8 protein-coding genes are annotated in these 13381 nt (G+C 66.0%); 2 read left to right on the top strand and 6 right to left on the bottom strand.

Features of this window, described 5'->3' with window-relative positions; all coding sequences use genetic code 11:
- Window positions 1-417: 417 nt before the first annotated feature.
- From BLU04_RS02425 to BLU04_RS02410, 4 genes are all read right to left on the bottom strand, one after another.
- Window positions 418-2274, bottom strand: coding sequence for an ABC transporter ATP-binding protein (locus BLU04_RS02425; protein ID WP_093281758.1), 1857 nt, complete (start codon window positions 2272-2274; stop codon window positions 418-420).
- A 19-nt stretch (window positions 2275-2293) separates the two neighbouring features.
- Window positions 2294-5026 (bottom strand): glycosyltransferase, encoded by a 2733-nt coding sequence (locus BLU04_RS02420; protein ID WP_093281755.1) that lies wholly within the window; start codon window positions 5024-5026, stop codon window positions 2294-2296.
- 754 nt (window positions 5027-5780) lie between these two features.
- On the bottom strand, window positions 5781-6668 hold the full coding sequence (locus BLU04_RS02415; protein WP_093281753.1) for a formyltransferase family protein: 888 nt from the start codon (window positions 6666-6668) through the stop codon (window positions 5781-5783).
- Window positions 6669-6725: 57 nt separating this feature from the next.
- Window positions 6726-7271, bottom strand: a complete 546-nt coding sequence (locus tag BLU04_RS02410) for an NUDIX domain-containing protein (protein ID WP_093281751.1) — start codon at window positions 7269-7271, stop codon at window positions 6726-6728.
- A 46-nt stretch (window positions 7272-7317) separates the two neighbouring features.
- Here BLU04_RS02410 and BLU04_RS02405 point away from each other — a divergent pair, with 46 nt between their 5' ends.
- Window positions 7318-8043: a hypothetical protein gene (locus tag BLU04_RS02405; RefSeq protein WP_093281749.1), complete on the top strand. Its 726-nt coding sequence runs from the start codon at window positions 7318-7320 to the stop codon at window positions 8041-8043.
- Window positions 8044-8070: 27 nt separating this feature from the next.
- Here BLU04_RS02405 and BLU04_RS02400 read toward each other — a convergent pair whose 3' ends face one another.
- Complete coding sequence (locus BLU04_RS02400) at window positions 8071-9513, bottom strand: dihydrolipoyl dehydrogenase (RefSeq protein WP_093288410.1); 1443 nt, start codon at window positions 9511-9513, stop codon at window positions 8071-8073.
- A gap of 88 nt (window positions 9514-9601) precedes the next feature.
- On the opposite strand from BLU04_RS02400, the gene BLU04_RS02395 reads away from it, so the two are divergent.
- Window positions 9602-10465: an aldo/keto reductase gene (locus BLU04_RS02395; protein ID WP_093281746.1), complete on the top strand. Its 864-nt coding sequence runs from the start codon at window positions 9602-9604 to the stop codon at window positions 10463-10465.
- 709 nt (window positions 10466-11174) lie between these two features.
- Here BLU04_RS02395 and BLU04_RS02390 read toward each other — a convergent pair.
- Entirely contained in the window at window positions 11175-13373 is a 2199-nt protein-coding gene (locus tag BLU04_RS02390; RefSeq protein ID WP_093281744.1) for a sialidase, read from the bottom strand.
- Between the last annotated feature and the right edge of the window lie 8 nt (window positions 13374-13381).

The raw sequence follows: 13381 nt of genomic DNA, 5'->3' as shown, positions 1-13381 counted from the left end.
ATTTGGCGAATGAGGGGGGCGGAAAAGGATGGTTACTGGATGTCGGGAAGCGGGGCGGCCCTTCGGGGCTTGCGGGGTCGATCCTGTACAGCTGGAGGCGACCCGCTTTATAGCCCAAGAGGGGCTTGCCTCCCGGCCATGCCAGTTAGTGTCCCCTGAGGAACGAGTGTCGCTACCGCGACGGCATTCTGCCCCTCCTGGAACTTGTCTCCCAACCCTGCAAGTTAGTTTCCCCTTTACGAGGTATTGCGCTATCGCGCAGGCAGTCCCCTTCTGAGCGCCTGAACTAGGCGGACGCGATTGGTGGCGCCTCGTCTCCTAACTGGATTAAAATCGGATGGTTCCGGTACGCCCGAGGGTACGTACTGCGGGGGAGACGGGACCAATACGCCTAGATTCCTATTAATCCGCGGTGCGCTACGCGCCGTAATTTCCCTTCGACCACAGGTTGGCGTAGCAGCCGCCCTTGGCCAGCAGCTCGGCACCGCTCCCGGACTCGACGAGGACGCCCTGGTCCATCACGTAGATCTTGTCGGCGTAGTGGTGGACGGTGTTCAGGCGGTGGGTGACGATGAGGGTGGTCTGGATCCGCATGAGGCGGCGGAGGGTGTCCATGACTTCCGATTCGGTCGCGACGTCGAGGGCGCTCGTCGGCTCGTCGAGGAGTAATATGGGAGCTCCCTTGAGGAAGGCGCGGGCGATGCCGATCCGCTGGCGCTGGCCGCCGGAGAGGCGGACGCCCCGCTCGCCGACGGGCGTCTGGTAGCCCTGCGGGAGGCGGAGGATGAAGTCGTGGGCTTGGGCCTGGACGGCGGCGCGGCGGATCTCCTCGGGCTTCGCGCCGAGGCGGCCGTAGGCGATGTTCTCCTCGATGGTGCCGGAGAGGAGGAGGGTGTCCTGGAGGACGATGGCGATGTTCTCGCGGACCGATTTTTTCTGGTACTTCCGGATGTCGTGGCCGTCGAGGAGGATCCGGCCCGCCGTCGGGTCGTAGAAGCGGGGGATCATCGAGAGGACGGTCGTCTTCCCCGCGCCGGTCCCGCCGACGATGGCGACGGTCTGCCCGGGGACGATGTCGAGGGAGAGATCCTTCACGATCGTCTCCTCGTCCTTCTCGTAGCCGAAGGAGACGTGGTCGAAGGTGATCCGCCCGTCGATCGGCGGGAGGGCGGGGGCGCCGGGGGTCTCCGGGACGGTGTCCTCGGTGTCCATCACCTCGAAGACGCGCTGCATGCCGGCGGCGGCCCCTTCCATCGACCACGCCGTGTAGCTGAGCTGCTCGAGGGGCTGGTAGAGGTTGGTGAGGTAGGTGAGGAAGACCCAGAGGTTGCCGATGTCGAGGCGTTCCTGGAGGACGTGGGTGACGCCGAGGTAGAGGACGAGGGCGGTGCCGAGGGAGGTGACGAGGCCGACGATGAGGCTGGAGAGGGTGCTGGTGAGGGTGAGGCGGAGGTTCGCCCCGTAGCTGTGCTCGGCCTCGCGGGCGAACTGCTTCACCTCGTATTCCTCCCGGCCGAAGGCGTGGACGACGCGGATGGCGGAGAGGCCCTCGGTGGCGGCGGCGAGGACGTCGCTCTCCTCCTGCTGGAGGGTGTCGCTCTCCTTGCGGATGCGGACGGCGAAGAAGGAGATCGTGAGCCAGAGCAGGGGGACGACGGCGAGGGAGCAGTAGGCGAGGGTCCGGTCGACGTAGAACATGACGACGAAGGTGCCGACGAGGGTGATGACCGAGCTGAGGACGGTGGTGAAGCCCCGGTTGAAGAGGGTCTGGATCGCCTGGGAATCGTAGGCGACGCGGAAGGTCGAGTCGCCGCTCCGCCGCCGCTCGTGGAAGTGGAGGGGGAGGTGCTGGAGGAAGGCGTAGAGCCGGGTGCGGAGGTGGAGGAGGGCCTTGAGGCCGATCTCGACGAGGATGTAGTTGTTCCCGACGTTGAAGATGCCCTGGAGGAGGTAGATGACGATGACGCTCCCCGCGGCCCACAGCGTGGCGTGGGCGACCGACATCTTGATCCCCCAGAAGACGATGTCGGGGACGGGGCCGTTCTTCGCCGCCGAGGCGACGGGGATGACGGTGTCGATCATCCACTTCACCGGCCACGGCTTGAGGAGATTCAGGCCGATCGTGACGAGGAGGAGGGCCAGCGCGACGCCGATCTGGCCCAGGTAGGGCCGGTAGAAGCGGATGGCCCGGAGGTAGACCGAGGAGGTCCCTGCGGACGGTTCTTTCGTGCTCATGCGGTCGGCGTCGGACGATTTCTGCGTGCGGTAATCCATGAGGTCCCCGGGGTCCCGGTCACGCTTGCGGGGGTTGGGGCGAGACGACCGTTTCGGCCTGCGGCTCCGCGCCCGTCGGAGGCTCGGACGAGGGCTTCGCCTTCTCCTTGTCCTTCTTCCCGGTCTTCACGCTTTGGAGCCCGGCGTGGACGGCGGCGACGTGGACCAGCTCGGCGACGCGGTGGCGAAGGCGGAGGCCGTTCGCGAACCAGATGCCGAAGTGGCCCAGCAGCACGGCGCAGACGAGGCCGAAGGGGATCTCGTTGAAGGCCCCGCTGTCGAGCGCCTCGACGACGCCGTGGAAAGCGTTGACGAAGGGGAGCTCCTTCACCTGGGTCAGGCTGAAGACGAGGCCGAGGATGACGAGGACGATCCAGACGATGTTCGAGAACATGCTCCCGACGAGGAAGTTCCCGACCCGCGTCAGGCGGCGGCCGTGGGGGTAGATCTCGGTGATCGTCCGGAGGCGGATGTTCCACCAGCGGCTGGCGAAGATGTGGATGTCCCAGTCGGTCCACCCCGTGTCGAGGGTGTAGTTCCACCCCTCGGCGTCGAGGAGCTTCTCGATCTCGGCGAGGAGGTCGGTCCGCTCCTTGCCGCTCTCGCTCCAGAAGGTGAGATGGCCGGCGGAGAGGAGGCTGCTGGAGGCGTGGGGGAGGCTCTCCGGCGTCGCGATGACGGCCTCGGGGGTCCGCTTCCCGCGCAGCCAGGTGAAGTGCCGCGCCCGGCCCCGCGCCAGAGGCTGCATGATGGCGAGGTAGAAGAGGAGGAGGCGGGTGCGGATCGAGTCGAACTTCGGCTCGATGCGGGCCCGCGTCATGTAGGAGAGGCCGTTGAGCATCGTGAGGCCGAAGAGGATCAGCGGCACCAGCCGGAGGAACGGCAGCGGGAGGGAGAGGAGGAGGATCAGCGTCGAGAACGAGACCCATTCGAGGCTCCCGAAGAGGCCGAGGTAGGGGTTCTCCCCCTTCGGGTAGACGCACTGGAAGAACCCGGTGCCGAAGATCCCGTGGTAGACGAGGGGCTGGCTGAAGAACGGATCGAGGCGGACCTGCGTGTAGACGCGCCCGTGCCAGATCGCCGAGCCGGTCGAGCCGAAGTAATTCAGGTGCTTGTACCGGAGCATCGCCTCGGCCTCGCCGTAGCCGCGCTGCTGGCCGAAGTAGGCGTCGACGGTGAAGCGGCGGTAGTGCCAGACGATCGCCGAGGGGGAGAAGCCGATCTGGTGGCCGAGCTGCATGATCCGCCAGCAGACGTCGACGTCGTCGCCCGCCTTGCGGTACTGCGGGTCGAAGCCGCCGATCTCCTCGAGGGACCATTTCCAGTAGGCCATGTTGCAGCCGGGGACGTGCTCCGCGACGGTGTCGGTGAGGAGGACGTGGCTGGGGGAGCCGGGGGCCGAGGCGACGGTCGCCTGGATCCAGTCGGTCGCGGGGGGGGAGATGTTCGGCCCGCCGACGGCGGCGAACCCGCCCGCGTCGAGCGCCTGGACGAGGAAGTAGAGCCAGTCCTTGTCGACCATGCAGTCCGAGTCGGTGAAGGCGACGATCTCCCCCGTCGAGGCGTGGATGCCGACGTTGCGGGCGACGGAGAGCCCCTTGTTCACCTGGACGATGTTCCGCACGTCCGGGAACGCGCGCATGATCTCCTGCGTGTCGTCCTTCGAGCCGTCGTCGACGAAGATCACCTCGTAGTCGGGATAGTCGAGCTTGCCGAGCGAGGTCAGGCAGTCCCGGAGCGTCTTCGCCCCGTTGTAGGAGCAGACGACGACGGAGACGCGGGGCATCCGCGGGAGCGGGAACCGCTCGTAGAGGGGCCGGTCGGGATTGGCCAGGTAGGGCTGGAGGGCGTGGTAGGCCGCCTTCGGGCGGCGTTCCTTCGTCACGATGCCGAAGGCCCAGTCCTCCACGTCGACGCCGTCGGTGAACCACTCGTCAGTCCACGAGAAGATGATCGTCCCGGCGAGGCCCGCCTGGAAGACCGTCGTCACGTGGGTCTTCAGCAGCTCCGCCTGCTCCTCCTCGGGATGGCGGATCGTGTCCATGCCGAACTCGGAGAGGATCAACGGCTTTTCCCCCGCGAGGTTCTGGAGGCGGCCCAGGTAGTTCGAGAGGATCTTCTTGTCGTGGAGGTAGACGTTGTAGCTGAGGAAATCGACGTTCGCCGGGAGGATGTACTCGGTCGGCGGGAAGTTCGCGTAGGCCGCCAGCGCGCCGGGATCGTGCTTCTTCACCAGGGCGACCATCGAGTCGAGGAAGGCCTCCATCTTGCGCGGCCCGTACCAGCGGACGAGGTCGGGCGGGATCTCGTTGTCGATGAAGTAGCCCATGATCGCCGGGTGCCCCGCGTTCGCCTTCACCGCCTCGGCGAGGTTCTCCCGCGTCTGGTGGAGGACCTCGGCGTCGTCGAGGAAGAGGACCCGCTTCACCCACGGGATCGTCACCATCACCCGGATGCGGCGCGAGGCGGCGATGTCGAGGAACCACTTCGGCGGCGTGTGGTAGATGCGGATCGTGTTGATCCCGAGCGGGGCCATCAGGTCGAAATCGCGGAAGACCTCGTCGGCCGTCGGGAAGCAGGGCAGCCCCTCGCCGCGCGGGCGGAACGGCCCGTAGGTCACCCCCTGGAGGACATACTTGCGGTCCCCCTCGAAGAAGAACTTCGCCCGGACCTCGATACGGGGGAGCGTGGGGAAGGCGGGAACAGTGCAGCCTTCGGACTCGAAGGGAGTGGGGGACGGGGACGAACTCATGGGCAGGGCCTCTACTTAAGAGGGCGTACTGGAAAAAACAACACCCTTTCGGGGGGCGCGGGGGAGGGGCAGCCCTTCGGGACGGGGTACATCTCCCTGTACAGCTGGATGCCGGACGCGCGTTTAGAGATGCAAGAGGGGGTTGCCTCCCGGCCATGCGAGTTAGTTTCCCCTGAGAACGAGTGTCGCTAACGCGACGGCATTGCGCCCCTCCTGCACCTCCCCCTCTGATAGGCCGTGGTGTAAATAAAGCGCGAACCTAAAGGCTAATCTCTCATGCGCTCACTCTACTCCGCTGGATCTAACCTCTATGAGGGCCGAGCCATGGGAAGGAGCATCCAAGGATGCAGGCCCATCTCCTCGGTGCTGAACCCCTGAAGATATCTCTCCCATACGCTTCTCTCCCGATAGGAGTCTGGGCGTATTGGTACTGCTACCCCTTCAATACGTACCCTCGGGCGTACTGGAACCATCCGATTTTAATCCAGTTAGGAGACGAGGCGCAGGGGGAAACGCGTCCGCCTAGTTGAGGCCCTCAGAACAGGAGGTCACGGAGGGGCGGAGCCCCTCTGTGGCGTTAAAGCGGATCGCCTCCAGCTGTACAGGGTCGACCGCGCAAGTCCCGAAGGGCACCCCCCAACCCGCGCCCCCCCTACCCCGTCTTCTGCCCCACAAAGCCCAGACACCCAGCGAGTGTCTCGCCCAAATCGGCGGCGCCCATCACGGGGCTGACGCGTTGGACCGTGGCCATGGCCTACTCCGCGCTATGCACCCGGCCCCAGTAGATATCGAGTTTCCTCGTGAGGAAGAGCTTCACCCCGGCGAGGAGGCATTTCGTCTCCAGTAGCTGTCCCTTGCGGACGATCTCCGAGAGCGGTTCCCCGATGCCGACAGTGGCGGCTTCCTGGGCGAGGATCGGTCCTTCGTCGAGTTGGGGGGTGGCGAAGTGGGCGGTGACGCCGAAGACTTTCACGCCCTTCTCGAAGGCCTGCCGGTAGGCGTTCGCGCCGGGGAAGGCGGGGAGGAGGGAGGGGTGGATGTTGATGATCTTGTTCTTCCACCGCCAGACGAAGTCGGGGGAGAGGATCTTCATGAAGCGGGCGAGGACGAGGAACTGGGCGCCGTAGGAATCGAGGAGGCGGCGGATTTCGGCCTCGGCCTTGGCGCGGTCCTTGTAGTCGACGAGGTGGAAGGGGAGGCCCGCCTTCTTGGCGAGGGGCTCGAGGTCGGGCCGGTTCCCGATGACGACGACGGGGCGGCAGGGAAGGGTCTTCTTCGTCTTCTTTCCCTTCGTCTTGCCGAGGCCGGTGGCGGCGAGGAGGCCTTCGAGGATGTGCGGCTCCTTCGTGACGAGGATCGCCATCTTCGGCTCGCCGGGGGTCTCGAAGCGGAGGGTCGCCTCCATGTGGACGGCCTCGGCCTCGCGCAGCAGGACGGCGCGGGCGGCCTCGGGGTTGACCTTCTTTTTGTCCCACGAGGCGAGGACGGTCATGCTGAAGCGGCCCCGGGCGACCTGCTCCTCCAGGCCCTCGATGTTCGCGCCGAGCTGGAAGAAGAGCTGGGTGAAGCGGGCGATGATCCCCTTCCGGTCGGGGCCGATGAGGGTGAGGCTCGAATAGAGAATGCCTTTGGAGGAAGCCATAATAGTGGAGGAGGGAGGGGCTATCTTTTCCCGAATCGCCTGCCGGAGGCAAGCCAATCAGGCTTGGGCGGAAGGGAACCGGTCCCGAACCCGGCCCCAGATGTGGCGGAAGGCGGGGGAGAATTCGCGCGGGGCGGCCTCGATCCGGGCGTCGATCTCGGCGGGGGGGAAGAAGCGGCCGTCGGTAATTTCTTCCGGGCAGAGGACAAAAGGCCCGTCGTGGCGGCCCCGGTAGACCTGGACGAATTCGTTCGCCGTTCCCGGGTTCGCCTCGATCTTCTCGATCGGAAGGAGGGTGGCGAGGGTCATGACGACGCCGAGTTCCTCGACGAGTTCGCGCACGGCGGCGACGTCGTAGGTCTCGCCCGAGTCGACGTGGCCGCTGCACGAGGAGTCCCAGCAGTCGGGGTTCATGTCCTTCGCCGGGGAGCGCCGCTGGAGGAAGACCTCGCCCTTCCCGTTGTAGAGGAGGAGGTGGACGGCGCGGTGGCGGAGCCCCTCGCGGTGGATCACGGAGCGCCGTTCCCGCCCGATCACGGCGTCGTTCTCGTCGACGAGGTCGAAGATGTCCTCGGGCTTTTGCTGGGGGGTGGGGAAGGTCATGAAAGCGGTGGTAAAGCGTTGGCATTGATTATGCTCCAAGAGATTCATGGTGCAAGCTCCCCGCCTTCCCCAGTTGACCGAATGCGATGTCGATTTCCTGACCCGCACGCTGGCGGGCGATCCCGGCTCTCCGGCGGCGAACGCGCTGCTCCGCCTCCTGGCCGACGAGGAGGAGTGCGAGCGCCTCCTCGACGAGCCGCTGATCTACGAGGCCTTCGTCGAGAAGCCCGCCGCCATCGGCCTTTCCACGGCGTTCTATTTCCACGTCCTCGTCCGGCGCGCGCTGCTGCGCCGGGGCTTCGACGCCCCGGCCGACCGGGAGCTCGGCGGCTACGTCGCCGCCGTCCTCGCCGCCTTCGTGCGGCGGGAGCACCTCGACGAGGTCCTGGAGGGGGAGGCCCGGCCCGCGAAGGGGGCGCGGAGCCTCGGCTACCTCAGCGACCTCCTCGCCGCCGCCGAGCAGGCCCCGGCGGGCCGCGCCTTCCACCGGCGGCTGAACCTCGCCGACTTCGCCCTCTTCCAGAGCGGCGTCTTCAAGGAGACGTTGGAGGCGCGGGAACGGCGGCGGGGCGCCCCGGCGGTCGGCTTCTACGAGGCCGTCGGGAGCGCCGGGTACCGGGCCGCCGCCCAATGCCCCGAGGCGGCGCGGATGCGGCGGCGGCCCCTCTTCGACCGCCTCGGCGAGGCCTTCCATGACGTCCGCCTCGCGCTGAACGAGATGACCGAGCGGAGCCTCCACTTCGAGGTCTTCCCCGCCCTCCCGGAGAGTTAGAAAACCGAAAACGAACGCATGGAAGCGTTACCCTACCTTTTTCACCTTTGCCGCTGCAGCCTGCACCATGTCGGCGATTTCCTCCGCCGGATAGGTGATGATCTCCGCTAGCGTCGGGTGGTAGTGGGGCATCGCGGCCAGCTCCGCCGCCGTCGCGCCGAAGTGGAGCAGCGGGACCAGCTCGTGGATCAGGTCGGAGGCGTGGGGGCCGACGTATTGCCCGCCGAGGAGCTTCCCCTTCCGGTCGGCGACGAGTTTCACCACGCCGTGCTCGGCTCCCATGATGTTCGCCTTCCCGTGGTCGTTGAAGGGATAGGAGGCGACGAGGCAATCGATTCCCTTCGCGCGGGCCTCCTTCTCCGTCATCCCCGCGCGGGCCGCCTCGGGCTCGGTGAAGACGATCTCGAGCGGGATCGGGTCGGCGTAGGGAAGGGTCTTTTTCGAGCCGAGGGCCAGGACCGCCGCGTTCTTCGCCGCGATCTCCCCCTGTGCGATCGCGGAGTGGACGACCTCGTGGAGTCCCGCCGCGTCGCCCGCCGCGAAGATGTGGGCCGCCTTCGTCCGCAGCCCCCGCTTGGCGTCGACGGCGATCTTCCCGCCCTCGCCGAGGGGGATGCCCGCCGCCGGGAGATTCAGCGAGGCGAGCGCCGGACGGCGGCCCAGGGCGTTGAGGAGAAGGTCGGCAGTCACGCGCGCCTTCTTTCCGTCCTGCTCGAAGCGGACCTCGGTCTTCGTTCCTTTCTTGGCGACCGAGAGGAGCTTCGTCCCGGTGCGGAGATCGATCCCGCCGTCGCGGAACGCCCGCTCCACCTCGGCGGCGGTGTCGGCGTCGAACGACTTCAGGATCTGCGGGCTCCGCTGGAGGACCGTCACCTTCGTCCCGAGGTGGGCGTAGAATTGGGCGAACTCGACCCCGACCGCCCCCGCGCCGAGGACGATCAGCGACTTCGGGAGGGGGGCGAGTTTCAGCGCGTCGTCGCTCGTCAGGTAGCCCGTCTCCTCCAGGCCGGGGACCGGCACCGAGGCGACGACGGAGCCGGTCGCGATGATGAAGGCCTTGCCCGTGATCTTCTTCCCGTTCACCTCGACGGTGCGGGGATCGACGAAGCGGGCCATGCCCCGGATCAGGGTGAATTTCCCTTTCTCCAACTGGCCGACGCGGTAGTCGGCGAATCCGGCGATCAGCTGGTCCTTCCGCTTCAGGATCGCCTTCAGGTCGGGGGCGAGGGGCTTCACCCGGAGGCCGAACTCGCCCGCGCGTTTGATCTCGTTCCAGCGGTGGGCCGATTCGAGGAGCGCCTTCGTCGGCATGCAGCCCCGCAGGATGCAGAGCCCGCCGAGGTCCTTCGCCCCGTCGATCACCGCGACCTTCACCCCCAGCCCCGCCGCCGTCCGCGCCGCCGCATACCCGGCGCTCCCCCCGCCGAGGATGACGACGTCGAACGAGGAGGGGGAGGAAGAGGCTTTCATGGCGAGAGAGAATAGCATAGGTCGGCGACTTCACCCACTCCCTTTGCGGGCGGCTTGCCGGAATGCCGATTGGCCCTAGAATAGGGGGATGAATTCCTCCTCCCCAGTCGTCGCCGGCGGAACGTTCACCCTCGGCGGCGATATGCCGGTCCACCGCTTCGGCTTCGGCGCGATGCGGATCACCGGCGAGGGGATCTGGAACTATCCGAAGGACCGCGAGGCGGCGAAGCGCGTGCTGCGCCGGACCGTCGAGCTGGGGATCGACTTCATCGACACTGCCGATTCCTACGGCCCCGAAGTCAGCGAAGTCCTCATCGCCGAGGCCCTCCATCCCTATCCCGCCGGACTGGTCATCGCCACCAAGGGCGGATTGACTCGCTCCGGCCCCGGCCAGTGGGCCCCCGTCGGACGACCCGAATACCTCCGCCAATGCGTCGAGCTGAGCCTGCGCCGCCTCCGCCTCGAACGGATCGACCTCTATCAACTCCACCGGATCGACCCCCAGGTGCCGGTCGAGGAAACGCTCGGCGCGCTGAAGGAATTGCAGCAGGCCGGGAAGATCCGCCACATCGGCCTCTCCGAGGTGACGGTGGAGGAGATCGAGCGGGCGCAGAAGACCGTCCCCATCGTCAGCGTCCAGAATCTCTACAACCTCGGCGACCGCAAGCACGAGGACGTCGTCGACTGGTGCGAAAAGAAAGGCGTCGGTTTCATCCCGTGGTTCCCCATCGCCGGGGGCGATCTGGTGAAGCCGGGCGGGAAGCTCGACCAGGCGGCGCAGCGGCACGGCGCGACGATCGGCCAATTGGCCCTCGCGTGGCTGCTCCAGCGCTCCCCCGCGATGCTCCCGATCCCGGGAACCTCCTCGCTCGCCCATCTGGAAGAGAACGTCGCCGCCGTCGCCCTCCGCCTCTCCCCCGCCGAGTGGGCCGAAATCGAGCAGGGCAAGTAACCGCCGGCACCGGTGCTGGCGGTTGCGGTTGTGTTTGCGGCGGCTTGAGGGAGCCGGATGAGCCTTACTCGTAATTTGGCCAGGCATTCACCCATAATCTGGCATTCTCTTCTCTGAGGGTCAAAAACGAATCTTGCCTGCTTTAAGGCATAACGTGGCCGAGAGTATCAAAATCAACCCATAATGTGACCTGAGTCCGCAGCTTGATTCCGATTTTCCACTCGCGCCTGCCATGAGAAGAGAGGGAATGGCCTCGCACAGTTATCAGGATCCAAGCCCGGTTGGCTAGTTTGATCCCAGCCGTCACTTATGTCATTGGCGACATCCACGGACGCCTAGAGTTGCCCAGTTTCCTGCGGATGAAAATAGATCGAATACGAGGGGGATCGTCGATTGTATCGATCGGAAGGGGGACTAGGTTTTCCACCACGCGCTCACCGTTCTTTTCCCCAAACCAAATCGCTTCGCTGTTGCCGCAGACGTTTCGGCTGTTTCTTTGGCTCCTATCATTTGCCTGTGGGATTCGTCAAAGCGGCACTGCATATGCCGACCGTCCGAATGGATGTCTCGTTTCAGGACAATCGGTCGATATAGGGCGTCGACATGATGCATATTCAAGGGTTCTCAGACGCAGATATTCCTGGATCGTGTGGAGTTCTCAAAAATCTTTCAGATTTGGGATGCGTCGTATCCGTCGGGCAAAGGAAGTTCAGGGATTGGACTGCTCTTTGAGCGCGCCGTAGGCGAAACCGGCCTGGGCGAAGCCGAGGTAGACTTTGCCGAAGACTTCCTTGTCCCCGTCGATCGAGTTGACCCACTCGAAGAGGCCGAGGGGGTAGTCGCAGATCTTGTCCCAGGTGGCTCCCGTGTCGGTGGAGCGGTAGATGCCGGTGACGCCGCCGCGGATGGCGTCGACGTAGAGCGTCGGGTAGCCATCCTCGGTCTGCGCCTTGCCGAAGCCGATGGTCATGCAACGCTGGAAGCCGGGAAGGGCCTCCCACTTGGCACCGCCGTCGGTCGAGTGCCACAGGCCGCCGCCCGACTCCTCGGCGAACCAGAGGTCACCGCCGTGGCCCGGCACCGCCTTGAGGAGCGCGTTGGTCCGTCCGGGGCAGGACGGTCCGCCGACCTTGGCATAGTGCGCTCCCCCGTCGGTCGAGCGGTAGACGCCGTCACTCGTCGTGTAGAGATAGAACGTATCGGGTAGGACGCGGTCGGCGCAGATCGGCCGCTGGCCCGAATGGATCGGGGACATCCCCGTCGCCTTCAGCTCGCCGCAATCGGATTGCTGCCACGTCGCACCCCGGTCGGCGGTGTAGAACGGGAGCTTGGTGAACGCGGGACACCAGGCGATGTGGTCGGGAGTGTTCGCGGAGACGGCGACGATGCCGTAATCGAGGCCGGGAGGGAGGGTCTTGTTCTCGGCGGCGGGGAACCGCTTCCACGTCAGCCCGCCGTCGGTCGAGTAGCCCGCCTGTCTCGGCATCGGGCCGAAGTTGAGGTTGTTCCGGAAAAGGGCGGCGATGAATTTCGGATCGGCGGGGCACCAGTCGATCGACCAGCACGCCATGAAGTAGGGCAGCGCCCGTTTTGCGGTGTACACATCGGGATCGCTGAAATAGAAGACGCCCGCGTCCCACACCGCGCCGACCGGCTTGCCCCCGGGCGGGGCGACGATCTCACGGGCGCAGACTTCCTCGATTCCCGCGCTCTCGGCCTGCCAGGGGATCTGGACTGCGGCGAGGTCCTTCGCCCACCAGACGCCGAAGCCCTCCGCAAACCAGAGTTTGCCCCGGTCGAACGGATCGAAGGCGAGTTCGCCGACGCTCAGCCAGTAGTTCTCCTGCTTGCCGAGCCACTCGATCTTCGCGCTCTCGAGCCGGAAGAAATGGTAGGTCCACGTTGCGCCCTGGTCGGTCGAGAGGAAGCACTTGCCGCCGTTCTCCATGGCGAGGAGATGATGGGCGTCGAACGGGTCGACGGCGATGTCGACATAGGATTGGCTTCCGCCGTTCGGCGGGGGCGGGGTGATGTTCGTCCACTCCCCGGCGACGTTGAGCTTCCAGACCGAGCCGACGGCTCCCTTGTCGTTGTCGCAGGCGACGAAGTAGGTGCGGTCCGGGCCGATCTTCGCGTTGCGGACCTTCACTCCGGGACCAGGGGTGCCGGTAGCCGAGGCCGCGATGTTCGTCCACGTGGCACCCGCGTCGGCGCTCTTGAAAATGCCCGCCTCCTCGACGGTGACGTAGAGGACGCTCGTTTTCACGGTCTCCCCCTTCGCCGGGAGAGTGGCGCTCCCCTTGTCGAAGACGACGGTGTTGACGCCGTGGGGCAGCTTGCCCGCCGGGATCGCGGCCACCTTGCTCCACGTGGCTCCGCCGTCGGGAGTGAGCCAGAGACCGTTCGCGATCGAGGCGTAGTAGACGATGTCGCTGTTGTTCGGGTCGACGGCGAGCCGCTCCCCCTCCTGCCTCCCCTCGCCGTTCGAGTCCATCGCGAGATCGTGGGTTCCGAACGTCGTCGCTTTCCAGGTCTCACCCCGGTCGGCGCTCCGGAAGACCTGCTTGGAGAAGGCCATGTAGGCGACGTTCGGGTCCTTCGGCGCGCTCACGAGGCTGTCGACGCCCGAGTACTTGCCGTACTCGACGTATTCCTTCGGCATGCTCGAGGAGGTGACGACCTGCTTCCACGTCGAGGTCTCGGCGTTCCACCGATAGCCGCCCGAGACGTCGGTGCGGATGTAGATCAGGTTCTTCTCCGTGGGACTGATATCCATGCCGACGACCCAGCCGCCCCCGCCGACCTTCATCGGCTTCCAATCGTAGCTCGCGGAGAGATCGGTGCCGCGGAGGGTATCAAAGCCACAGCAGCAGAAGAGGAGTCCCGAAAGGAAGAAGGAGCGATTCATGAGTGGAA

This window comes from Verrucomicrobium sp. GAS474, from assembly GCF_900105685.1.
GTDB lineage: Bacteria > Verrucomicrobiota > Verrucomicrobiia > Methylacidiphilales > GAS474 > GAS474.
The sequence above is the reverse complement of the archived record's forward strand: the minus strand, read 5'-3'. Positions and strand labels throughout refer to the sequence as shown.

What these genes read in the sequence shown, in the direction of transcription:
- BLU04_RS02425 (WP_093281758.1), bottom strand. Translation starts at nt 2,274, where the DNA reads ATGGATTACCGCACGCAGAAATCGTCCGACGCCGACCGCATGAGCACG.
- BLU04_RS02420 (WP_093281755.1), bottom strand. Translation starts at nt 5,026, where the DNA reads ATGAGTTCGTCCCCGTCCCCCACTCCCTTCGAGTCCGAAGGCTGCACT.
- BLU04_RS02415 (WP_093281753.1), bottom strand. Translation starts at nt 6,668, where the DNA reads ATGGCTTCCTCCAAAGGCATTCTCTATTCGAGCCTCACCCTCATCGGC.
- BLU04_RS02410 (WP_093281751.1), bottom strand. Translation starts at nt 7,271, where the DNA reads ATGACCTTCCCCACCCCCCAGCAAAAGCCCGAGGACATCTTCGACCTC.
- BLU04_RS02405 (WP_093281749.1), top strand. Translation starts at nt 7,318, where the DNA reads ATGGTGCAAGCTCCCCGCCTTCCCCAGTTGACCGAATGCGATGTCGAT.
- BLU04_RS02400 (WP_093288410.1), bottom strand. Translation starts at nt 9,513, where the DNA reads ATGAAAGCCTCTTCCTCCCCCTCCTCGTTCGACGTCGTCATCCTCGGC.
- BLU04_RS02395 (WP_093281746.1), top strand. Translation starts at nt 9,602, where the DNA reads ATGAATTCCTCCTCCCCAGTCGTCGCCGGCGGAACGTTCACCCTCGGC.
- BLU04_RS02390 (WP_093281744.1), bottom strand. Translation starts at nt 13,373, where the DNA reads ATGAATCGCTCCTTCTTCCTTTCGGGACTCCTCTTCTGCTGCTGTGGC.